The organism is Photobacterium indicum (genome assembly GCF_003026215.1).
Classification (GTDB): domain Bacteria; phylum Pseudomonadota; class Gammaproteobacteria; order Enterobacterales; family Vibrionaceae; genus Photobacterium; species Photobacterium indicum.
In genome coordinates this window covers 121,118-144,785 of the sequence record NZ_PYOC01000007.1, presented here as the reverse complement: position 1 = coordinate 144,785, position 23,668 = coordinate 121,118, and the positions used below count along the sequence as shown (strand labels likewise).

The window sequence follows — 23,668 nt, the reverse complement described above, 5'->3', positions numbered from 1 at the left end:
TATATAACGTCAGCGCCAGTGATTTTTATAACATTAGATTTAGGGTTCTTAGGCTTTAGGAGTAATTAGTCACCTTCTCGATAACGCTGTTCCATCTCGTCTTGTGCTTCAAATTCATCGTAAATAACGGGAGTAACCTCGTCAGTACTGAATTTCAAGGTGGCTGGTACAGAATAGTTGGGTACATTGTCGTAGCTAAATACAGAATAATATTTGGGAATATTCGTATTGCCAAAACGGTCTAACGTATATCCGTCTTTACCTGCATACAACTTTACGCCATCAAAGGGAGAACGGGGTGGGTGGAAGCTATTTCGCACCACATACGTGCCTACCCAGTCTTCACTATCAGGGTTATCCCACGTTAACCTAACCAACCCGTCTTCTAATGAGGCTTGAAAGTTTTCAGGAGAATCCATTGGCTGTTTGTGTCGCTCAATATATTCCACAACCAGTTGTGGGTAAACGGTGGTCTCATCAGCTGAGAGTGTTTTCCATTGCACAATAGCGTCTTGTTGACGAGAGGCTGAGGTTGCTCGAATGATTAAATTGATGGGTTTCCCTGAATCATGTAGATCTTCTAAATGCTGACGGGCTGAACTATCAAACATAAAGGTTTGTTTTGGTGTTTTAACCAGTTCGTGACTACTGACTTCGTAGCCAAGAAATTCGATTAATTCGCTGCACTTTATGCTGTTGTAGCTGAGCTTGTCATTATCAACCATCCCAACGGTAAATCGTATTGGCTGTGAAATACCGTTTGTAGCTTCGCTCTCTAATACAAAATACGCATCAGTGATTACAATATCTGTACGTTCTGATAGCTGTGGTAGCATGAATTCTACATGACCAAATATTCGCTGACCATCGGCATCAAAACCACTTTGTAACTCTCCTTGAGTAACCCCTATATGGCTTACGGTGTGGCACACAGTGGCATTACAGGTTAATGCATTAGGGCGGCGGTGATAGATAAGATCGAGGTTTGGTCGATAATGAATACCACCGCCAAAACGACCATAGCCGATATCGAATTGCATCATTTGCGAATCGTGGCCTTGCGGTAAGTTATCTGGGCCTTGTAACCGTAATAACAAACGTCCTTTTTCTAACTGATCTTGAATGAGTTGTTTTTCTAGGGCACTGAAACGCCAATTTTTCCAGATGCCTTGGGTGAGCTGATCGGAATCAATTGCATCGCCTAATGTTTGTAATGCTACTGCGTTATGGATTTGTTCGAAATCAGTTATGTCAGAAATATCATCAGGATCTAGAATGGATACCGACCATTCGCCATAATTCTCTATTTTGGCGCCAACTCGATTCATCGGGTACAAAGAGAACGCGGCGTCTTTGATCTGTGCATCGGTAGGGATCCGGCTCATATCATAGTCAATAACACCGTAGCAGATCCCCTTGGTTTTATTTACGCCTATAAATAAGGAGTTATTACCAAAGTGCTCTGCATTTTGCGTGGCAAGAAACTCTCCGGTGTAGCCTATTTTTTCGGGCGTTGGGAATAAGGTGAATGAAAACTCATCTTTTTCAAGGTTCGTTTTTATTTTTACTTCAGGCGCAAACGGTGATTTTACCCGGTTGACGCGGTTAACTTTTCGTAAGTTGTAATAGTAACGATGCCCAGATTTAAGTTGCTTATCGGTATATTCACTTTGTGATGTAATGGCTATAAGGTTGTCACGTGTGCAGGGGTCTTTGGGGGCTTCATTACGGTAAACCTGATAATAACAGCCGTCATCTTCAGGGTTATGATCCCAGACTAGCTCTGCATGGTTAGCTGATATGTCACGTACAGTGAAATTTTCTGGGCGTTTAGGTGCTAAATCTGAATAGTTTATGGCAGTACCAAGTGCATACAGTAATGCCGGAATATTTTCATCAACACTTTGTGACATATTGATCAGGTAATCGGGAATATTTCGACTGCCTACCTCGACGACGGTTGATAAAATTCCTCGGTCATAATAGTACTCACGGCCGCTACCATGGATCAGGTTTGCAGGTGGCTTTCCTCGGTGAATACCATACTGACGGCGAGTCACTTTATGTATTTCTTTCGCCATATTGGCGCACAAAATATTAAGATCCGTACCTTCAATTTCGGCTTCATGATTAAATTTATGAGCAGGAAAAAATACATTGCCCTGAGAGTGATAATCAAGTGCAATTTTTATATTGTTATGTTGCTCGACAAACTGCTTAATCGCTTGCGTCTCTGGTTCGGAAAATGCGGCTGGTCCTCCGTAAATATTCGACTGGGTGTTTGTCGATTGACGGAAGTTAATACCGAAATTACGATTTAGATCGACCCCAAAGGTTCCATCACCATTATCACGTCGGTTCTTGCGCCAAAACGAAAAGTGATTACGGGAATACTCGAAACCATCTGGGTTCAGGCAAGGTACGATATATAAGGTGTTGCGCGTCAAGGCTTCAACAACCTCGGGATTACTCGGGTAGTTATCCAATAAATATTGAATAAAATTAACCGCTAGCTCGATACCTATCCATTCTCTGGCATGTATCGTACCTGTATACAATAAGGCTGGTTTAAGATCGGCATAGGCTACATCTTGGGATATAGTCACCATCATAATAGGGCGCCCTTCATGGGTGTCACCTATATTCTGTAGCCGGATCAAATCAGGATATTTTGCCATCGCTTCTGTTAAGAAGTCGATAGTATCTTGGTAAGAAAGATATCGTTTTTTCATTCTTAATCCCTAACATACGCGTGCCAGTCGGCAAGGATTGTTTTCAGCTTTTTCTGCTTTAAATTTCGAAACGTTGTGAGTTGCTGTGGGGCATTGTTTAAAGCGTGTAACGTGCCTTCTACACTAAGCGTATCAACAATCTCGTTGGCTAGTGTTTGCCCAATTCCTTTTACGCCCAAGAAGAATGTTACTAATTGGTCGTGAGTGATTGAAGGTATTTCCTTTACAGAAGAGTCGTCTATATCAGAACCCGCTACATTAGAGCAATCAATATCAGGGCTACTTATGTCATCAGGATGTAAGCAGGCTTGCTGTGCCGAGACATTAACAACACTATGTTCCTCAATACCACTATCCATTTCTTCAATAGTACAATCTAATACAGGTTCAGTGCTTAATTGTTCTAAAACACCGCTCGATGTTTTAGATTCAATGACCAGACTGTTGTGCATATCTTGAAAGTTCCATGCTTCGCTTGGCCACTCTTCAATTGGCTGATAGTGCGTTTGCAATAGACGGTAGTGCTCATCTGTTGGCGCATACTCGCCAGTATCTGTCGAGAAATCTGGCTGGCCAAATGTAATGTGACGCATGGTTCGCAATAATGATGAGTCAATCTTTCCTAGCTCTTCCCAGTTTTTATGAACAATATGAGGCTTGGTGAATTTTTGAGGATTTAATAACCACATTAAATATTGGCCAATCCAGTCTCGGATATAGGGAAAAGCAGCGAAAGCTGTCGCGCATTCCAAAATGGTATATTCATCTTCTGTACTGACGGCAATATCACAAGCCCAGTATTCAGCATTGGCCGCTTTCGATGCTTTTACTGCTATTTCAAGTACTTCTTCAGGGATATCTTGATAGTCCATGCTACCTCCCTGACTGGTGTTGGTAAGCCATTCACCTTCAGGAGGACGGCGCCAAAATGCGCACATTGGTTGGTGTCCGACTAGCATTACTCGAATATCGGCTTTCATCGGAACAAAGTCTTGAATATAAGCAGGGTAATATCGCTTTTCTGAAAATAGTCGTAACGCTTCTTCGGCTGTATCTACTTTATGGACAAAATAACCGCCATAGTTGGATGGACCATAAGAACGTTTAACAATTTTTGGATAATCAGTATGTGTTAGGTATTCCAAGGCTTCATCTACTTGATAAAAAATCTTAGTAAGCGGAACGGGCAACTGATATTTTTCACAAAAGTGTGTGACGTTTTCTTTTGATTTATTACTGAACTGAGTATCAAGAGAAGGGATAAACCGAACATTCGGTAATTCACGGGCGATAGCGCGGAATGTTTCGTATGCCGTTGCCGGAATATTGCCAATTAAGACCTCAATTTTTTTGCGCTTCACTTCATTGATAAAACGCTGTTTATCATTACCCCAGTGATACACCACCTGTTCAATTTTTTCTGGCCAGCCTTTAAAGTTAGAACAATTGAAAAAACGTAATACATGGTCAAGGTACAGTAAGCCAATTTTAGGGCAGCTTTTAGTACTGCTTGTAATATTGGAAGTATTTACAGAAATCATACGGAAGGTACCTCAGTGTGGAGGGGTGGATTCATTACAGGCTCATGAAAGGAGAGGGCAATATCAGGAGAAATATTCGTTGGATGATTGCTTTTGTTTACTGTTCGGTCGATGAGATCAACCAAATATTGAATCTTAGTATCATTAAAGTTAAGTCCGAACTTTTCTTGTTCTGGGGTAGCAAAAGCAGGAATGCCATTGACTTCAATGACCACATATTGCTGGTGCTCAATGTCATAAATAATGTCGACTCCAGCCACTTCTAGCCCTGTCACTTTCGCGGCTTTTAATGCCAGTTCAACCACTTCTGGTACAGGTTCACGCATTATCACGCTGCCACCGCTGGTCACGTTGGTTTTCCAACTACCGGGTGCAGCTTTTCGGCCATAACAGGCAACAAATTTGTTATCCACTATGTCTACTCGGTAATCGGTAAAATCGTTTTCTATCACTCGTTCTAAATAGAATTGCGGTGCATGCTGCTGGGTTATATAGGGCGTTAGCAGGTCAAGGTCACGTTCGTGTTCTAATTTAATAATGCCGTTGCCTCCCCAGCCGTCAACAGGCTTACAAATGGCTTTTCCCTGCCAAAAACGCATGTGTTCTTTGAGCTGTTCAATATTGTTCTTACTACAAACAATATAATCGGTGGTTGGGATATTATTTTTCTTGAGTCGGTGTGCAGTTCGGAACTTATCTTCCGTCAGAGCGAATGAATCATAGTTATTGATCATTGGCATCATGGTGTTGAGGGTCTGATACAGATAGACCTGAAACGGTGATTGCTGCCCTGCGTTATACGAAAAGAACAGATCGAGTTCATCTAATATATGACCATTACAAAAAATACTGCTGTCATATGCAGAGGCATGCGCTAAGTTTAGACCGCCAATTGCTTCAATTTCTCTTTCTTGTAGCTGAGCAACGATTTTTCGCTCAATGTCTTGTCCTCCACAGTTCTCATACATCCACAAACCGATTCGATGTTTTGCCATGAGTATCTCCTTAATCACGAGCAGATCAAAAATATGCCGTTCAGGCATTGTCAGTAAAACTGGCACAATAGTAATATATGTTCACATCATATTGTTGCATATTGATTGTAACAGTGAGCTGAGTTGAAAATTCTAATTAACGATGGCAGCGAATTACTAAAGCTGTGCAAGGAATCAAATTATGGACTACAGTGATTTCACTGATTTGAAAGAAATTGTTGAAATAAACTCTTGGACAAACAACAAAAGTGGCGTTGATTATCACGGTGAAAAGATGAAAGTGTGGATGAAAATGCTTGGCTTTGAATGTGAAGTCTTTGAGCGAAAAGAGGTTGGGAACCACTTGTTATTTTGTAGCCCAACAGAAAAAGACCAACCTCGGCTGCTTCTTATGGGACATTTAGATACTGTATTCCCACCAGGGATATTTGAAGGGTTTAGGGAAGATGAACACTGGATCTATGGCCCTGGAACCTGCGATATGAAAGGCGGCAATTTTGTTGCTCTCAGTGCGCTACGTAATATAAAAAGAAAGTGTGGTGAAATCCGTAATATCGACTTCTTAATGGTTAGTGATGAAGAAACGGGTAGTGATGACAGCAAGCTTATTACTCGTCAGTTAGCCAAAAACTATCAAGCGTGTTTAGATTTTGAAGCCGCAGGTGCAGATCATGAAGTGGTTAATGGGCGCAAAGGTGTTGCGACTTATGGCATCGAACTTCAAGGCGTCGCGGCGCATGCTGGTAATAATTACCTTCAAGGCAGAGATGCTAACCTTGCCGCAGCAAAACTGCTCATTTTATTGACTGAGCTGAGTAATATTTCTGAAGGCACCACAGTTAATGTAGGAAAAATAAACGGGGGAACTAGCACCAATACCATTTCCCCCAAGGCCACGTTAATGGTGGAAGCTAGATTTACCCAAGCGATTGAGCAACAACGAGTGTTAAGTGCTATTCCTTTCATGGTTGAAAATCATGGGATAGAAGGGGTGACAGCCAACCTGAGTGGTGGTTTGCAACGTGATGTTATGACTCCTTCGCCTGAACAGCAGCAATTTCTTGACCTATTAGGGAAAATTGTTGGCTACCCTTTAAAAACGGAACAACGAGGCGGGGTGAGTGATGCCAATGTCACCTCTGGGGCTGGTTTACCCACTCTTGATGGTTTTGGTCCTTATGGTGATGGGGACCATACTGAATTCGAGCGGGCATCAAAAAGTAGTTTTATCAGAAGGATCACTGAAGTAACCGCTATCCTTCGACATTTTAATCAAGGTAGTTAGTCCGCAGTTACCAGCCTTATAAAAAGAGGCTGGTTATCCCTTCTGAGCTTAAATAGAGTGAACTAGCTTTTTATTACCTACTTAATCTATATCGCCATTGATATGCGGATTGTTTTTAATAAGGCTTTTGAATTGATCTAACAGTGCAATGCTTTGTTTATTTTGTAATCCATCTTTATGTAGGTATGCTCCAATAGTTGCCTTACTAAAACATTCTTGCATTTGAAGCGGCACAATATCAAAGGTACTAAAGTAAGACCTCATTCCTATCGGGTAAGGTAAAATTGCATCGCTGTTTTGTAATAAATCAATTGCGGTTAATAGTGAGTTGGTATTATAGATAACCTTTTCTTGCAAATAGTGACGTTTTTGAAAAGACGTTAATTCTTCGTTTTGCTGTTGAACTAAGTGTGAAAAACGTTTTTTAGACGCGCCTAAATCGACAGAGGGAAAGCGTGCGATATCTTCATTACTGCAAGTGATCTCAAGTAGAGGATGCCCTTTCCTGACATAGACTTCTTCGCAACTGCTAAATAGAGGGTGAAACTGTATGCCTTCGTATTGCGCTAGTCCGAGTATCTCATGCCCAACAAAGATGCTAATTTCATCACTTAATAATAAATTCATCAGCTGTAAGTGATTGCCAACATCGATGGATATATTGCTGTGAGGATAGGTATCTCGAAAGTCTTGAACGCTGTCTCGAATAAACAGGTGCCACCAGGCATCACCACAGCCAATTTTAAGTTCAGTTTGATGCCTCAGTTTATTTTTTTCTAATTTATTGAGGGTATTCTCGTACAGATTCTGCATCATTTTCGCTTGTTCATAAAGTAGTTCACCGCTTGATGTAAGCGTGATCCCTTTGGAATGACGATTAAACAGTTTACTGCCAAGTTTTTCTTCTAACTTCTGCATGTTATGGCTTAACGTCGGTTGACTTAAGCAGAGGTTGTTAGCGGCTTGGGTTACGTTCTGAGTCTTAGCTACTTGAATGAATTGGATCATTAACTTAAACATAATAGCTCTTTGCTTTTACAGAAAGAGCTATTTTATGACGCTTATTTGTATATATCTATCTATCTTGATACATAGCGAAGCCAAATAGTGCCAATGTTAGTATTTTTGTTAACTGGTAAGGCGTTTCGTGATAAATATCAATGACATTATGGTCAGAAAGTAAACGAGGAAGCTTCACTTCAACGGGATTCTCGCTGTTATTAGCAACTTCACCCTTTGCGGTACGAATTCGTAAGTGAAGCGTCTCTTCGTAATATTTCAAGTTTCGATAGTTGATTTCTAGCTTTTAATTTCGTTATAAACGAGTAAGAGTTTTTGCACTTCACCTTGTGTATACGCGAGATCTTGGCTCTCTTCGTATCCCCAAAGAGGGGTGATTTCAAAGACGTCTTTGGTTGGCATTACCTTAATTGCCACAATACGTTCTTGCTCGTTATCTGAGATAAAAAAGAGATACGGCTGAGGTTGCTTAAGCAGTGCGTTGTATTGCGATGGTGTGGTGTAGACAGCATTCACCGCCTTTACGTCTTTAGAACCATAAAAGCGTTGAGCTTCGGCTAATACAGGAATCGCCATCTCTTGCAGTTGCTCATAACTGCTTTCTACATGAAATGCTCCACAATCATTTGGGATCTGATCACGCAGTGTGTTGTATTCGGTATGGATGGTTTCTAATGGAAGTGTTAAATAGCTTCTCTCAAAACGCTCAGCCAAGAGAAATAGCTCATCATTATTTACGCATTGCTTAAAGTTACTTTGTTGCTCAGTAAACGTTGAATACTCAAAAGATGGCTTGGGAAGGGTGCTGTACGCAATGATAAATCCAGTGATGAAAATGACGACAGCGACGGCAATATGAAACATATAGTCGTGAATGCGTTGAAGTTGGCCGCGAAAAATCAAAGTGTGACTCCTTTCCATTAACTGTCTGGAATAGATTATACTCTTCATTGCCCTCTTACTGTAAGAGGGCAGTGAAGTACCTTATTTAAGGTATGTTTATGATGTGATTATTTTTTGAACTCAGCTGATTTTATTGAATACTTGATCGATTCTTCGGTTTTGGTATCAAAGAAATGCAGCTTGGTATTGTCGATAACTAAGGTGATCTTTTCATCAATCGCCACATCGGGCTCGCCTGTGCCTAATGTGCCAACAAATAGGTTCATTGGTGCGGCATTGAAGAACACATTGATAGCATCTCCTAAGTATTCACTGTTCATTGCTGTGGTTTCAAAGCAGCAATCAGGGAAAGCATCGCGATATTTTTTACCTGAGCGAATGGCACTCGAACGTGCACCTAAAGTAACTGATTTACCGTTATAACCCGCATCATTTAGAATTTGTTGATCACTCTCATTTAAGGTAATAGTGAAAGAGTGACATATGAACTGACCGCCTTCGTATGTTCCTTCAATCAAGTTCATTGATGGCATGCCCATGAAAGTCGCCACAAAGCAGTTTTTAGGGTTGGTAAATAGCTCTTTTGGAGAGCCAATTTGTTGAATTTCACCCATCGACATTAATACGATGCGATCTGCCATCGTCATTGCTTCAACTTGGTCATGCGTTACGTAAATGGTGATTGCGCCTTTATCTCGGTGCATGCGAGAGATTTCAGTTCGCGTTGTAGTACGTAATTTTGCATCCAAGTTACTTAGTGGTTCATCCATTAAATACAGCTTTGGCGTACGAACCATGGCACGGCCAAGAGCAACACGCTGACGCTGACCACCAGAGAGTTCTTTCGGTTTACGCTCAAGGTATTCGGTTAAGAAGAGATCTTCAGAGATATTATCAACCGACGCTTTAATCTCATTGCCAGGATAACTACGTAGCTTTAATCCGTAACCAATGTTGTCGCGTACCGACATATGTGGGTAAAGGGCGTAGCTTTGGAATACCATTGCAATGTCGCGGTCTTTTGAACTGATGTCATTCACGATTTCGCCATCAATGAGGAACTCACCATCGGTAATGTCTTCTAACCCGGCAATCATGCGCAAAGTGGTGGATTTGCCACAACCGGATGGGCCGACAAGGACAATAAATTCACCTTCTTCAATGTCTAAATTGAAATCACGTACCGAGCACGTATCCGAATTAGGGTATTTTTTATTGATGTTTCTTAATGAAATCTTGCTCATTAGCCTTTTACTCCACCAGACGTTAAGCCGCCCACGATATAATCTTGAAATTTATAGAACACAATGACAGGTGGAATTGCTGCTAAGACCGCTCCTGCTGCGAATACGTTATAGCTAGACTCTTTGATGTTGTTGATGAGTCCCATCAGGCCTACGGCCAGTGTTTTTGCTTCTGAATTCATACTGGCGATAAGGAATTTTGGCATGATGATGTCGCCAATAGGGCCTAAGAAACAGAAGATGGCGATAACCATGATCATCGGCTTAACCAATGGCAGTAATATCTCTTTAAAGACCTGCATTTGGGTTGCACCATCAATTTTCGCTGACTCGTCTAACGCTCGAGGGATCGAATCGTAATACCCCTTCATTAAAATCGTATTCATTGTGATGCCACCTGTGGTGTAGATGAGGATCATAAAGATATACGTATAAAGCGTGGCATTTGAAGAGCTGTAAATGCCGATAGAGTTTGCAATCGCGTACAGGGCAATTAAGCCACTGCCAGAGGGGATGATCTGAATGATTAATAGCGATATTAAGGCACTTTTTCGTGACTGGTAACGATAGCGGGAATAAACAAAACCAGAAATCGTAACAATAACAGTAGAGAGCACCATAGTGATAACCGACACAAGGAAGGTATTGCGATACCAACTTAAATAAGGTGTTTCAGTAAACAGTTGAACAAAGTTTTCAGTTAAACTGAAATTCTCTGGAAAAAAGGAGGTTGAATACAGTGAATTACTCACATTAAACGCGCTCATAAGAGTGACCAGTATCGGATAAACAATCACGATCACCATTGAAATAAGAAACGCGTAACTAAAAATCAGTCCTATATTTTTGGTGATGAAATGACGATTTAGGCGTTTCGCTTTGACTGGGCGATCTAAACGGATAGCGTTGTCCATTACATAACCTCCTCATTTTTAAAGGCACCGGCTTTTAACCATGAATACAAGACAACCGCACCGACAATGGTACTGGTGATTAAGGTATACACCGCGGCTTCGTTGTATTTGGCATCCATCATTAAACGGAAACCAAGCGATGAAATGGTATCGAGTGGTTTATAAATCGACCCCACGGTTTGTACCGTTGCTTCACCCAGCATATAAACGATGGTGACGTTATTAAAGTTGAAGGTAAATTGAGTAATAAACACGGGAGCAACACTGATTAATATTAAGGGCAAAGTGATGTCGAAGAAGTTTGTCCATGCATTACCGCCATCAATGGCACTGGCTTCATAAAGGTCGTCTGGAATGGTTTGTAATACGCCTGTGACTAAGATAAAGACGTAAGGAAACCCAAGCCATGCTTGTATTAAAATGATCGTTATCTTGGCGTAATCGGCATTAAGGAAGAAGCCAATTGCGGTACTGACATCGTATTCATTACCCGTGAAAAATGGGATTACCATAGTGTTCATTCCGCCAATTTTCGAGAAGAAAAGTTGGAAGACTAAAATGGTTAAGAAAGCAGGAACGGCCCAAGGCAAGATGTACACGGTACGGAAGAATTTCTTTCCTCTGATGTGTTTATTGTTGGCTACAACCGCCAGCACAGTGCCTAAAACAATCGTCAGTGCTGAGGCACAAAATGTCCATGTTAACGTCCAAGTGAGTGTTTCTTGAAATGCAGCTGCGGTGCGTTCGTTGGTAAATAAACGTTCGAAGTTGGTAAAGCCTTTCCATTCAATAAGGAATGCAGGCGGAAGTACAGGGCGTTTGAAGTTAGTAAATGCAACGATAATAGAGACAATTGCAGGTAAAAGAGCAAAAATAAACAATAAAATAAATTTAGGTGCAGTGATTAGGTTTGGAACGATTTCGTGTGATAGGCCACGAACTTTCTCGGTAAACGTAATGGCAAAACCAGTTTCTTCTATTTGGCGCTTTACATCTTTAGCATCACGAGCAAACGCGTAGTGAAGGGCTAAAAAAACCAGAATCATCATGGCGCCAACGGTTGAACCGACCATGATCAGAAAAGAATCATCAACAAAACGCTCAGCACCAATGGTGATTTTTCCATTAGGTTGCTCGACAGCTAATAGGCGGAAGTTCGGAAGGGTGAATTGAATAAATACCAATATCTCTAAAGCCAGTATCGAAAATCCAAATAGGGCTTCTCGCATTCGACGGAGTAGGAGATGTCCACTGCCGGGAATAACTATAGAGAGCCAGAATACAAATTGTTGACTCATGTAAATAACCTACTTATTTATAAGTGCTGTGTAGATATGTCACGTTATTTGTGTTGCACGATGCCTTAATGTCATAGGCATCGTGCGGCTCATAGAAAGGGAATATTAACGTTGATTACATGTCTTCAATATCGATTTCGATAGTATCAACAGCTGCATCTAATACCGCTTTCACATCTTGTCCTTGTGCTATTTGAGCAAGAGCTGTTTTCATTGGGCCCCACACTTTCATGAACTCAGGAATGCTTGGCATAGGTTGACCAATGTTCGTCGCATCGAAAATGGCTTTGTGCAGTGACCCTTCTTTGTAACTCACAGACAAACTAGGCGAGACTTCGCGTGTATCTACGTACCATTTTTGTGCATTTTCAGGCGTAGCTAGGAATTTAAGAAAGGCACTCGCGCCTTCTTTGTTATCACTGTAACCATTAACGGTCATCCCTTTTGTCCCTGTTAGGGCTTTGTATGGATGGCTACCATCCCAACTTGGGATTGGTGCTGCGCCAACGTTAATGCCGGCTTTTTCAATATCAGCAATCGCCCACGGTCCATTGATGATCGCTTTTAGTTTTCCTTCCATGAAGTACTTCATCATGATGTCGTAAGCGACAGTGTCATCTTGCATTAATGTCCAGTGACTAACACCACTGTCGTATAGCCCTTGAGCCGCTAAACCTGCTTTGATTGAATCGGCGGTATTTAAACCAATGTCTTGAGGGTTGTTGTCTTTGAATATGTAGCCGCCGTTGGTCATAAACAGACCACCCGAAAAGTAGAAATTAGTAAATGTTGCAGCCCAATCTGAAGGTGGGATTTCTTTCAATGTTTTTGGTGCTTCTTTTACCATATCTTTGTTGTAAAGAAATAGGGTAGTGTCCGTAGACATTGGCACCATATACGTTTTGCCGTTGTATGTTGCGGCGTTAGTTGCAGCATCGGTAAAACCGTTAATTGTGAAGTTGGTAGAAGTAATTAAATGCTGGTCGGCTAATTCACCAATACGGTCATTAGGGATCATGAAAATATCAGCAATGTTGCCTTTTTGAGTTGGCAATGCACTCAATAGGTCAAACATACTTGTCGCGGCGACTTCAACCTTAAAATCTTTACCTTTGTTGAATTGTTCTGCCAACTCGGTGAAGTAAGGTACGTAGCTTTTTTCTACACCGACTACAATATTCTCTGCTGCCATTGCCGTATTGCTTAATAGTAAGGCGGTTGAAACGGCAAGCGATATTTTCTTAATCATTTAGTTTCTCCTGAAAGGGATAAAGAGGTTTGAGTCGATAAAATCACGTTGGACTAATTCGATGGTATCAACAGCTTATGCTTTTTATTAAGCGGTCTCTTAGAGTGCTTCCTGCGATACATGTTTGTCTGTTTATAAAGCTAAACGTCATTAGGTTTATCATAGGTCGTTGGTGGTATTGGGTGAAATGCCTTTTATAAAGGGCAGCCATAGAAAAAATGCATATCACATAGATAAATGTTATCTACCGCAATGATATCCAAGGTATTCAGTATCTTTGATAGGTTAAAAACGTGATGAGAATGGCAAAATGCATTGGTGATATTGAGGGGGGAGAGCATCATGAATGAGGCTGGTGCTCGTATATTCGTAAAGAGCAATTTGTAATAAAAATACATCATGAGTTGCTTATATTTTAAAAGTGGCTCGTCGAGATGCTTTTAAATTCTGGATGAACCTCTGTTTTTTCAGTGCAACAATGCAATATTTATCAATAAATAAGAACTAGGTCATAAATCATAATATTCCCATCAGTCAGTAATGACTATTCCCTCAATTAATTTTTACCGTAGAGGTAATCGCAAAGTGTATTGTTGCCACCTTGTGTTTAATTGATCTTTTATTGTGTTGTTTGGCGTGAATTGATTTGCTTAAATTACGTAATGGTTTCAGTTTAACAATTATTTAACCGTGATGTTTTGGTGTGGTTACATTAATGTGTGTGTGTCACATTGCGTGAGTGATTTTAAGTTTGTTATCAGTCTATGCCTCATATTCTTCTCATCGAATATCCAATACCCTATACACATAATAAAGGATTGAAACGATGAAAAAGGTCTTGTTCAAAGTTGCTGCTCTTACACTGGCTCTTGCTACTGCTGGTGTTCAGGCAAAAGACTATGAAATTGTGAACGTCGTGAAAGTATCAGGTATCCCTTGGTTTAACCAAATGAACAAGGGTATTGAGCAGGCAGCTACTGATTTTGGTGTTAATGCCCGTCAGCTAGGTCCATCTACTCCCGATCCAGCACAGCAGGTGAAGATCATTGAAGATCTGATTGCTAAAGGAGTGGATGCTATAACTGTTGTTCCTAATGATGTAACGGTATTAGAACCCGTATTTAAGAAAGCACGTGAGAAGGGCATTATTGTACTAACTCACGAATCGCCAGATGGTCACAGTGCCGACTGGGATATCGAAACCATTGATAATCAAGCTTATGCGAAAGCGACAATGGATGAGCTTGCGAAAAATATGGGCAAAAAAGGTGGCTATGCCGTTTATGTTGGGTCATTAACTGTTCCACTGCATAACAACTGGGCAAATTTAGCGATTGATTACCAAAAAATGGCTTACCCAGACATGTATGAAGTGACAAGTCGTATGCCTGTCGCAGAAAGTATTGATGCTTCGTATGCTGCAACGAATGACTTAATGAAAGCTCATCCAGACATGACAGGTATTGTTTCTTATGGCTCACTCGGTGCCATTGGTGCTGGTGAAGCAATTAAGAAGAAACGTGCTAAAAACAAAATGAGTACCGTTGGTATTATGATGCCAAGCCAAGCGGCACCGTACTTGATGCGTGGCGAAATTGATAAAGGTTTCTTATGGAATCCTGCCGATGCAGGTTATGCGATGGTTGCGGTAGCTAAACAAATGCTGGACGGTCAAAAAGTGGTTGATGGTGTGACCGTTGATAATCTTGGTGTTGCAGAGATTGATCAAGAAAAGCGTGTGATTAAATTTAATAAAATCCTCGTTGTGGACAAGTCAAACGCTCGCGACCTTGGTTTCTAATCACACTATTAATATTTTGTTTTGGGCAGTGCAATGCTGCCCTTTAGCTGGAAATCCATCATGTCAAACGAAGCATTTATTACCTTAAAGCGAGTATCCAAGCATTTTGGTTCCGTTAAGGCCCTTGATGGCATCAACTTAACTTTTCATAAAGGTGAAGTGCATTGCTTAGCAGGGAAAAATGGTTGTGGAAAAAGTACCTTGTTCAAAGTGATCTCTGGGGTACATGCACCTGAAAAAGGGGCTGAGATTGTACTTGATGGGAAAACCTATTCCCGCTTGAATCCGCAGCAATCTATAGAGCATGGGATTCAGGTTATCTATCAAGATTTATCTTTATTTCCTAATCTTACTGTCGCTGAAAATATTGCAGTGCAAGATCATATGGCATGGACGAAGGGCTTAGTTAAGCAAACACGTTTAGATGCGATAGCCAAAGCTGCGATGGATAAAGTGGGGGTATCACTTCCTTTAACTAAACGGGTAGAGCAACTTTCTATTGCAGAATGCCAGTTGGTTGCTATTTGCCGTGCAATGGCGTCTGATGCCAAGCTTGTCATTATGGATGAGCCGACGGCTTCTCTGACTCGCACTGAAGTCAATAGCTTAATTAAGGTGGTTGCAGATTTAAAGTCCAAAGGCATCACTGTTGTGTTTGTTAGCCACAAACTGGATGAAGTTATGGAGATTTCTGATCGTATAACGGTTATTCGTGACGGCAAAACTATTGGTACTTATCCAGCAGATGAAATGAATAGTGATGAATTGGCTTTTTTAATGACGGGGCAACGTTTTGAGTATTCTCCGTTAGGTGAATATAAACAGCAAGGAGACGTGAAATTAGAGGTAACTAACCTGACTAAAAAGGGCCAATTTAATGATATTAATCTTCAAGTTCGTGCTGGTGAGATTATTTCTATAACAGGGTTATTAGGCTCAGGTCGTACTGAGTTATGTTTGGCATTATTTGGTATGACGAAGCCCGATAGCGGCCAAATGAAGGTTAATGGCAAACTTGTTGAATTTAGTTCTAACAGAGAAGCGATTGCTCATGGCATTGGCTATGTATCGGAAGACAGGATGAGTACTGGGTTAGTTATGGAACAATCCATACAAGATAACACTACAGCGACTGTTCTGTCTCGATTGAAAAAGCCGAATGGTTTTCTTGACCATGTTAAAGCGACAAGTTTAGTGAGAAAACTCATTTCATCGTTATCAATTAAAGTTGCTGATCCCATGTTACCAGTGACCAGTTTGTCGGGCGGTAATGCTCAGCGAATTTCTATTGCTAAGTGGATTGCGGCAGAGCCAGATGTGTTGATTCTCGATTCTCCAACCGTGGGCGTTGATATTGCGAACAAAGAAAGTATTTATCAGATAGCAAAAGATCTCGCATTAAAGGGGATGGCAATCATCATGGTGAGTGATGAAATTCCTGAAGTTTTTTACAACAGCCATCGTGTGATTGTTATGAAAGATGGGTATTTCTCTCATGACTTTCATCCAATAACATCTTCAGAAAAAGAAATCATGGAGGCAGTCAATGCGTGATCATATTCGTTTTCATTGGGGGGCTTTAATAAAGCGTCATGAGTTTTATCTAGCGGCTCTTATTGGTCTCATGGTTGTTGGATTAGGAATCAGCTCAGAAGATTTTTTAACGCTGGGCAATATTTTCGATATGTCGGTGAGTTCTGCCATTTTAGGCATCATGGCTTGTGGGCTTTTTGTTGTTCTGATTGCAGGCGGTATTGATATTTCATTTCCAGCGACTGCCGCAATAGCACAGTACGTTATGGCGACCTATGTATTGTCTATTGGTGGAAACTTCTTTATTGCGTTTCTGATTGCCGCTGCTGTGGGTATGTTGCTTGGTCTTATTAATGCCGTATTGGTGTATAAGCTGAAAGTACCTGCCATCATCATTACGATTTCAACACTCAATCTATTTTTTGGATTGCTGATTTACTTTAGCAATGGTGCTTGGTTATACGGTTTCCCTGATTGGTTTATGGATGGGGTTGAGTGGTTCACCTTTGTGGGGAGCGATGGATACGACTATGGCTTATCTCTTCCAATTATAACGCTTGTCGCTGTTGTTTTATTCACGTCATTCTTAATGTCGAAAACACGGTTAGGTCGTCAGATTTATGCTATGGGTGGTAATGCAGATGCCGCGAGCCGGATTGGTATTAATTTATTTGGCATTCATTTGTTCGTATACGGCTATATGGGGGCATTAGCGGGTATCGCTTCTGTGGTGCAAACCCAAATTACACAATCAGTTGCACCGAATTCATTAATGGGTTTTGAACTTACAGTTTTGGCTGCGGTGGTATTAGGTGGAACGAGTATGACTGGGGGGAAAGGTACGCTAATGGGAGTTGTTCTTGGTGTGGCTTTATTAGCCATTATGAAGAACGGATTAACATTGCTGGGGGTTCCTTCCTATTGGCATGCGGTTGTCACTGGTCTCATCATTGTATTCAGTATCAGTATGACTGCTCTGAATGAAAAGAAACAAGCATTACAGGGGGCGTAATGGATCAGGTATTGAACGCATTGAAGCTGCCAACGGACAGAAATATTCGTTACTTATTAGTGATTTTAGTCAGCATTATGGCCATCATGGCTGTCGCAAGTGGTGACACATTCTTCTCGGTGGCTAATTTACAGTCTATGTCATCACAAATGCCATTACTGGGGATGTTAGCGCTCGCCATGGCTGTGTGCATGCTTACAGGTGGTATTAATCTCTCTATTATTGCAACGACCAATGCGTGCAGTTTAGTTATGGCAAGCATTATCACAATGGCACCCGATAATGGAATGGTACTGTTGTTAGCTTTGGTGGCCGGTTTAGTTACAGCGGTTGTGATTGGTTTACTTAACGGTGCTTTAATTGCTTATGTCGGGGTTTCTCCAATATTAGCAACACTAGGAATGATGACATTAATTAATGGCCTAAACGTTTTGATTTCTGGTGGCAGTGTTATGTCAGGCTTTCCAGAATCATTATTAGTAATCGGTAATGGCGCAGTATTGGGTATTCCAATGCCACTTATCCTCTTCGTGTTTTTCGCTATTGGTTTATGGGGGTTACTTGAGCACACCAGCCTTGGTCGTACTATCTATTTAATGGGCTCGAACGAGAAGGCAGCACGATTCTCAGGTATCAACACACAAAAAGCGGTTCTCTATGTGTATGCAATTTCATCGATTCTTTGCTGGGTTGCTGCACTTATTATGATGGCGAAATTCAACTCGGCCAAAGCAGGCTATGGGGAATCCTATTTATTGATTGCCATCTTAGCATCGGTATTAGGAGGGATTAATCCAGATGGTGGTTTTGGTCGAATTATTGGTATTGGCTTGGCATTGATTGTATTGCAAACGTTAGAAAGCGGTCTGAACTTATTAGGAGTCAGCAGTTATTTAACGATGGCTCTTTGGGGTGGCATTTTAATTCTATTCATTACCCTACAAAAACGTAAAGCTTAGTGGAGAGAGCAAAATGAGTATTTATTTTATTGGCGTTGATGTTGGTAGTGGCAGCGCAAGAGCGGGTGTTTTCGATGCCTCTGGTCGAAAAGTCGGTGAAGCAAAGCGCGACACTCAAATGTTCAAACCTCGTGCCGATTTTGTTGAACAATCATCTGAAAATATTTGGCAAAGTGTTTGTATGGCGGTAAAAGATGCCGTTTCACAAGCGAGTATTGATCCGATTCAAGTAAAAGGCATTGGCTTTGATGCAACGTGTTCATTAGTTGTTTTAGATAAGAAAGGTCAACCATTAACAGTAAGCCCAACAGGTCGTAGTGAACAAAATATCATTATGTGGATGGATCACCGAGCCATTGCACAAGCAGAGCGTATTAATGCGACAGAACATCCGGTATTGGCATATGTGGGAAATCGTATCTCCCCTGAAATGCAAACCCCGAAGTTACTTTGGCTAAAGCAAAATATGCCAAATACTTGGTCACAAGCGAAGTATTTTTTTGATTTACCCGATTTTTTAACATGGAAAGCAACGTTTGATGATAGCCGCTCTCTTTGTTCTACCGTGTGTAAATGGACATACCTTGGTCATGAAGATAAGTGGGATACACACTTCTTCGAACGCATTGGGTTAGATGATTTACTTGCTGATGGTGCAAAGTCTATTGGTAATGTTATTAAGCCAATGGGTGAGCCCGTAGGGCAAGGCTTAACCGCACACGCAGCTGATGATTTAGGCTTAATAAGGGGTACACCAGTGGGTACGTCTATTATCGATGCTCATGCTGGTGGTATCGGTGTTCTAGGAGCCGCCGGTATGGCTGGCGAGACTGCCGATTTTAATAAGCGTTTGGCACTAATAGGCGGAACCTCATCTTGTCATATGGCTGCATCAAAAACAGCCCGCTTTATTGATGGTGTATGGGGGGCTTATTATGGCGCAATGATCCCTAATCATTGGTTAAATGAAGGAGGTCAATCTGCTACAGGTGCATTAATTGACCATATCATCACGTCGAATCCGTTATATGAACAACTAAAAGCACAAGCTACAAAAGATGGATCAACGGTTTATCAAATACTAAATGATCATTTATTGAAACTTGCGGGCACTAAAGAAGATATTGCGTTTCTAACTAAAGAGATTCATGTATTGCCATATTTTCATGGTAACCGTTCTCCACGAGCTAACCCAAACCTTACCGGTACGATTACTGGTCTAAAAATGTCGAAGACACTCGATGATATGGCACTTGCGTACCTAGCGACAATTCAGGCAATTGCGTTAGGAACAAGGCATATCATTGAAGTAATGAATCAGTCGGGATACGAGATTGATACTATTATGGGTTGTGGCGGAGGAACAAAGAATACGATTTTTGTGCAAGAGCATGCCAATGCAACTGGCTGTTTAATGTTACTACCAGAAGAAAGCGAAGCAGTATTACTTGGCTCTGCAATGCTAGGTTCAGTCGCGTCAGGTTTTTATACCGATATTCCAGATGCGATGAATGCAATGAGTCGTATTGGAAAAGCAGTAACACCACAAACAGACAGAATTAAGCGTTTCTATGATATGAAGTATCAAATCTTCCATCAGATGTATGAAGACGATATGAAGTACAAACAGCTAATGTCTGAGTTCTAAATTATTTGTAAAAGCTAACGTTAGCATCTCAATGTCTTGCATCGAGTACCAGCTTGTTTATGAGATAGAACTGTTTAATAAGGGCGCGGCTTATTGTTAATAAGTAGCGTCCTTTTTTCTTTTCTCGTTGGTTAAACTACTGGGCTCATAGCCACGGTTAATTCAGTAATCGGTACAGGTTTACTAAAAAAATAGCCTTGACCGAAATCACAGCCATATTGCTGAAGTAAATTGTATTGTTCCTGTGTCTCGATGCCTTCGGCTATTACGCTAATTTGCAGAGTGTGGGCCATGGAAATTAGTGCTTGAACGATTTTCTGATCAGAATTATTTGAGCTCAGATCCTTAACAAAACTGCGGTCAATTTTGAGTTTGTCGACGGGTAAGCGTTTTAGCATCGCCAAGGAAGAGTAGCCTGTACCAAAATCGTCGATGGCGACTGTAATGCCTAACTCCTTGAACTGATGTAAAGTATGTATCGCACTCTCAATATTTTCCATCAATGTCGATTCTGTTATCTCGATTTCAAGAGAGCGTGCATCAATACCCACATCCAGGATAATTCTGCGTATATTCTCCAACAAATCCGGATCGTTGAACTGCTTTGGTGATAAGTTAACCGCTATACGATAGCTATCCCCTATGTGTAACTGCTGCATTTTGATGACGTCACATACATCCTGAATAACCCAATAGCCAATATCTTTAATTTTCCCGGATTCTTCCGCAATACCAATGAAGCTTTCAGGGTGCAAGAGGCCTTCTCTAGGATGATTCCACCTAATCAAGGCCTCGTAACAGCATAACTTGTTACTATCAAAACTAAAGACTGGTTGGTAGTGTAAAACGAATTGTTTTTTACTGATTGCAGTGTCTAAACCTTCTTCAATCGACATCTTATATAATGCTTTTTTCTGAAGTGTTTTATTGAAAAAAAGATAATTCCGTTTGCCACTTTTCTTAGCAGAATACATTGCCATATCCGCGTTTCTTAGAAGCGTGGACACGTCATTCCCGTCTGAAGGAATCATGGTAATTCCAACCGATGCAGAAACAGAGAGTTCCTTGTTATTCAAGAAAATTGGCTCTGAAATAACGTTTATCAGTCGTTCTGCAATACGGCCAGTATCAAAGGCAGAGCCGGAAGCAGACAATAGAACCGTAAACTCATCGCCTCCAATGCGGGCAACGATATCACTTTTGTTTACGACGGAGTTCAATCGATGCGAAATTTGTTGTAACACACCATCACCAACCTCGTGCCCCTGCGAGTCGTTGATGCGCTTAAAATCATCTAGGTCAAAATAGAGTAAAGCTGCCGAGTTGCCGCAGTATTCTGTTTGTTGAATGACTTGCTCTAAGTGTTCATTTAAAAGTCGCCTGTTTGCAAGCCCTGTCAAGTGATCATAAAGTGCAAATTTTTCCAGTTCATGTGTTTTTTGTTTAACAATTTTCTGAAGTTTTTCGGGCTGCCTAAGCACAAACCACATAGCCCAAGATCCAAATAGAGCGATGGTAATACTGGTAAGGTAACCGAGCGCAGCCTGCCAGGTACTTCCTTCCATTGGACGGCTTATGGTTATTTTCCAAGTAGCATTTGGAATATTGATTGTGCTAGTACGATGAGGAGAGACGATAGATTCTCTAGAGGCTGCGATCACTTCCGTCTCGCCTGTATCAGGGGAGCGTCGAGTTAGTTGATAACGATACCCTTTGGACTGTAAGAGGTCTAATTCCGTTGATGCTAACAAATCATCTAAATAGATTAGCGCAGCGGTAAAGCCCCAAAATATCTGCTTGTTACCGTCTCTAAAAAATACGGGATTACGCCCAATAACCGCCACACCGCCTTGAATTAGTTTGAAGGGACCAGCCAAAGTTAGTTTTTGCTCATTGATAGCAGAGAGTGCTTCCTTACGGCGTTTATCATCTTTAAGAATGTTGTGTCCGATAGCTTTCTCATGACCTAAAAGTGGGTATATTTTTTGGATTATTCCATCAGGTGCTAGTTGGAGGTTAGATATTCCACCAATTGTTCTCAATACCTCTTCAGAGAAGTGATCAAAATCGTCGATTCGACCATTTTGTTGTTGAACTTCCAGAGCTAAAATATGCGTAGCAGATAATGATTGTGATAGACGGCGTTCAAATGCTTTTGCTTGTGCATTGACGATATCACTTAATAACAGGTGCTGTTCTTGGGCGTTCAGCGTATGGCTAATATGAGTCCAATAGATGCCAATTGAGCTTATAAGAAGAAATAATGCTCCACAAATTACGCGACGATTAGGTAGGTACATCTGTTTCATTATTTTTCATATCATTACCCTGTCAATTGGTTTGAGGTTAACATATTAACAAGATTAATAGTTATTTTTGAGGTTTTTTTGACCATTTAGGTAAAGCGCTATGCTTGTTTTTGTTGGTATTAAAAATTTGCAGCGTGAATTAAATTAGTTAAACGAGACGAGGAGCTTTTTATCGTATTTGTAAGAGGTTGAAAATTATCGTTGAAACGAGCATCTTGAGGTAACTTCGGTATACAATCAATGGCTGTAATTATTGATAGATGGTAATCATACTTGAAGAACTTTGATGTTAACTTATTACGGGTATTGGCTGTATTACTCGAAGAGCGCAGTGTAACAGCGGCGGCATCACGTTTATACCTTAGCCAATCAGCTGTCAGCAAGCAATTAGCTAAGCTGCGTGAAACCTTTGATGACCCGCTTTTTGACCGTCAGTCTAAAGGGTTACTTCCCACTCCAAAGGCGTTGTCTCTTGCACCCAGTATTCATGAGATTTTACGTCAGATCGATCAGCTGGCGATACCTTCAAAATTTGAACCTGAAAAAAGCCAGCGTACGTTTACATTTGACTTGGTTGAAACGGCATATACCGTGACGTATTCGCGTTTCATGCCGAGCTTACTTAAGCAAGCGCCCGGCATTAGTATCAATAGCCGTACCTGGAGTGATGATAGTCTCAATCGTTTACTGAGGCGTGAAATTGATTTTGGTATTGGAATTTTTGAATGGGATGAACGTGCAAAGTCTCATTACCTTAGCATTCCTGATGAGCTTAATTATGCTGAGCTTGTACGGGACTATTCGGTTTGTCTGATGCGCAAAGATCACCCTGCATTGCAAGAAGAATGGAATATAGACACTTTTTTGAAATACCGACATTTAGAAGTCACCATTGGTGGCATTAGCGGTTGGTTATTAAAAGAGGTGCTCGACATTGAGCGCAAGCAACTCGACAGTGCGGTCAATATGTCGGATGTACAGAGTGCAGTGAAGTTATGTGAGCAGAGTGACTTACTGATGTGTTATCCGTTTTCTGCGGTTAAAGCGTTAAATATGGATGCCAATCTCGTTGTTAAGCCGCTTCCAATAAAACTCGAACCGGGTGGATATGCGTTACTTTGGCATCGCCATTTTGATAACGATCCGAGTCATAAATGGTTACGAGAGCTGATTATAGGTCTTGCTTCTGATGAAGTGATAACGCGCGACACATAAAATTAAAGGT

18 protein-coding genes are annotated in these 23,668 nt (G+C 41.1%); 7 read left to right on the top strand and 11 right to left on the bottom strand.

Annotation, left to right across the window (positions count from 1 at the left end):
• Positions 1-65: 65 nt before the first annotated feature.
• From C9J47_RS18135 to C9J47_RS18125, 3 genes are read right to left on the bottom strand one after another with little or no spacing between them, the layout of a single operon-like run.
• Positions 66-2,732, bottom strand: a complete 2,667-nt coding sequence (locus tag C9J47_RS18135) for a M14 family zinc carboxypeptidase (RefSeq protein ID WP_107254753.1) — start codon at positions 2,730-2,732, stop codon at positions 66-68.
• A 2-nt stretch (positions 2,733-2,734) separates the two neighbouring features.
• A complete protein-coding gene (locus C9J47_RS18130) occupies positions 2,735-4,273 on the bottom strand; it encodes an ATP-grasp domain-containing protein (protein ID WP_107254752.1) in 1,539 nt (512 codons plus the stop codon).
• Complete coding sequence (locus tag C9J47_RS18125; protein ID WP_107254751.1) at positions 4,270-5,268, bottom strand: ATP-grasp domain-containing protein; 999 nt, start codon at positions 5,266-5,268, stop codon at positions 4,270-4,272. The genes C9J47_RS18130 and C9J47_RS18125 overlap by 4 nt, the downstream gene beginning before the upstream one ends.
• 181 nt (positions 5,269-5,449) lie before the next feature.
• Between C9J47_RS18125 and C9J47_RS18120 the strand changes: the two genes are divergently transcribed.
• Entirely contained in the window at positions 5,450-6,553 is a 1,104-nt protein-coding gene (locus C9J47_RS18120) for a M20 family metallopeptidase (protein ID WP_107254750.1), read from the top strand.
• Positions 6,554-6,634: 81 nt separating this feature from the next.
• Here the strand turns inward: C9J47_RS18120 and C9J47_RS18115 are convergent, their stop codons facing one another.
• The 7 genes from C9J47_RS18115 to C9J47_RS18085 form a co-directional block, all read right to left on the bottom strand.
• The gene (locus C9J47_RS18115) at positions 6,635-7,573 is read right to left on the bottom strand and encodes a LysR family transcriptional regulator (protein ID WP_107254749.1); all 939 of its coding nucleotides are present in this window, start codon (positions 7,571-7,573) and stop codon (positions 6,635-6,637) included.
• Between the two features lie 55 nt (positions 7,574-7,628).
• On the bottom strand, positions 7,629-7,835 hold the full coding sequence (locus C9J47_RS18110) for a hypothetical protein (RefSeq protein WP_107254748.1): 207 nt from the start codon (positions 7,833-7,835) through the stop codon (positions 7,629-7,631).
• 17 nt (positions 7,836-7,852) lie between these two features.
• Positions 7,853-8,476 carry a hypothetical protein gene (locus C9J47_RS18105; RefSeq protein WP_170107538.1) on the bottom strand — a complete coding sequence of 208 codons (624 nt, stop codon included), beginning with the start codon at positions 8,474-8,476 and terminating at the stop codon, positions 7,853-7,855.
• 107 nt (positions 8,477-8,583) lie between these two features.
• Complete coding sequence (locus C9J47_RS18100; protein WP_107254747.1) at positions 8,584-9,720, bottom strand: ABC transporter ATP-binding protein; 1,137 nt, start codon at positions 9,718-9,720, stop codon at positions 8,584-8,586.
• On the bottom strand, positions 9,720-10,634 hold the full coding sequence (locus C9J47_RS18095; RefSeq protein ID WP_107254746.1) for a sugar ABC transporter permease: 915 nt from the start codon (positions 10,632-10,634) through the stop codon (positions 9,720-9,722). Before C9J47_RS18095 ends, C9J47_RS18100 begins: the two co-directional genes overlap by 1 nt.
• Positions 10,634-11,932, bottom strand: a complete 1,299-nt coding sequence (locus C9J47_RS18090; protein ID WP_107254745.1) for an ABC transporter permease subunit — start codon at positions 11,930-11,932, stop codon at positions 10,634-10,636. Before C9J47_RS18090 ends, C9J47_RS18095 begins: the two co-directional genes overlap by 1 nt.
• 115 nt (positions 11,933-12,047) lie before the next feature.
• Complete coding sequence (locus C9J47_RS18085; RefSeq protein ID WP_107254744.1) at positions 12,048-13,181, bottom strand: sugar ABC transporter substrate-binding protein; 1,134 nt, start codon at positions 13,179-13,181, stop codon at positions 12,048-12,050.
• A gap of 826 nt (positions 13,182-14,007) precedes the next feature.
• Here C9J47_RS18085 and C9J47_RS18080 point away from each other — a divergent pair.
• The 5 genes from C9J47_RS18080 to C9J47_RS18060 are packed head-to-tail and all read left to right on the top strand — an operon-like array spanning position 14,008 to position 20,134.
• Positions 14,008-14,982 (top strand): autoinducer 2 ABC transporter substrate-binding protein, encoded by a 975-nt coding sequence (locus C9J47_RS18080; protein WP_006229455.1) that lies wholly within the window; start codon positions 14,008-14,010, stop codon positions 14,980-14,982.
• A gap of 60 nt (positions 14,983-15,042) precedes the next feature.
• A complete protein-coding gene (locus C9J47_RS18075) occupies positions 15,043-16,536 on the top strand; it encodes a sugar ABC transporter ATP-binding protein (protein ID WP_107254743.1) in 1,494 nt (497 codons plus the stop codon).
• Positions 16,529-17,527: an ABC transporter permease gene (locus C9J47_RS18070; protein WP_107254742.1), complete on the top strand. Its 999-nt coding sequence runs from the start codon at positions 16,529-16,531 to the stop codon at positions 17,525-17,527. The genes C9J47_RS18075 and C9J47_RS18070 overlap by 8 nt, the downstream gene beginning before the upstream one ends.
• A complete protein-coding gene (locus tag C9J47_RS18065; protein ID WP_107254741.1) occupies positions 17,527-18,486 on the top strand; it encodes an ABC transporter permease in 960 nt (319 codons plus the stop codon). The genes C9J47_RS18070 and C9J47_RS18065 overlap by 1 nt, the downstream gene beginning before the upstream one ends.
• 13 nt (positions 18,487-18,499) lie before the next feature.
• Complete coding sequence (locus tag C9J47_RS18060) at positions 18,500-20,134, top strand: FGGY-family carbohydrate kinase (protein ID WP_107254740.1); 1,635 nt, start codon at positions 18,500-18,502, stop codon at positions 20,132-20,134.
• A gap of 131 nt (positions 20,135-20,265) precedes the next feature.
• Here C9J47_RS18060 and C9J47_RS18055 read toward each other — a convergent pair whose 3' ends face one another.
• Positions 20,266-22,443: a bifunctional diguanylate cyclase/phosphodiesterase gene (locus C9J47_RS18055; protein ID WP_107254739.1), complete on the bottom strand. Its 2,178-nt coding sequence runs from the start codon at positions 22,441-22,443 to the stop codon at positions 20,266-20,268.
• A 273-nt stretch (positions 22,444-22,716) separates the two neighbouring features.
• On the opposite strand from C9J47_RS18055, the gene C9J47_RS18050 reads away from it, so the two are divergent.
• Positions 22,717-23,658 (top strand): LysR family transcriptional regulator, encoded by a 942-nt coding sequence (locus tag C9J47_RS18050; protein WP_107254738.1) that lies wholly within the window; start codon positions 22,717-22,719, stop codon positions 23,656-23,658.
• Positions 23,659-23,668: the final 10 nt, after the last annotated feature.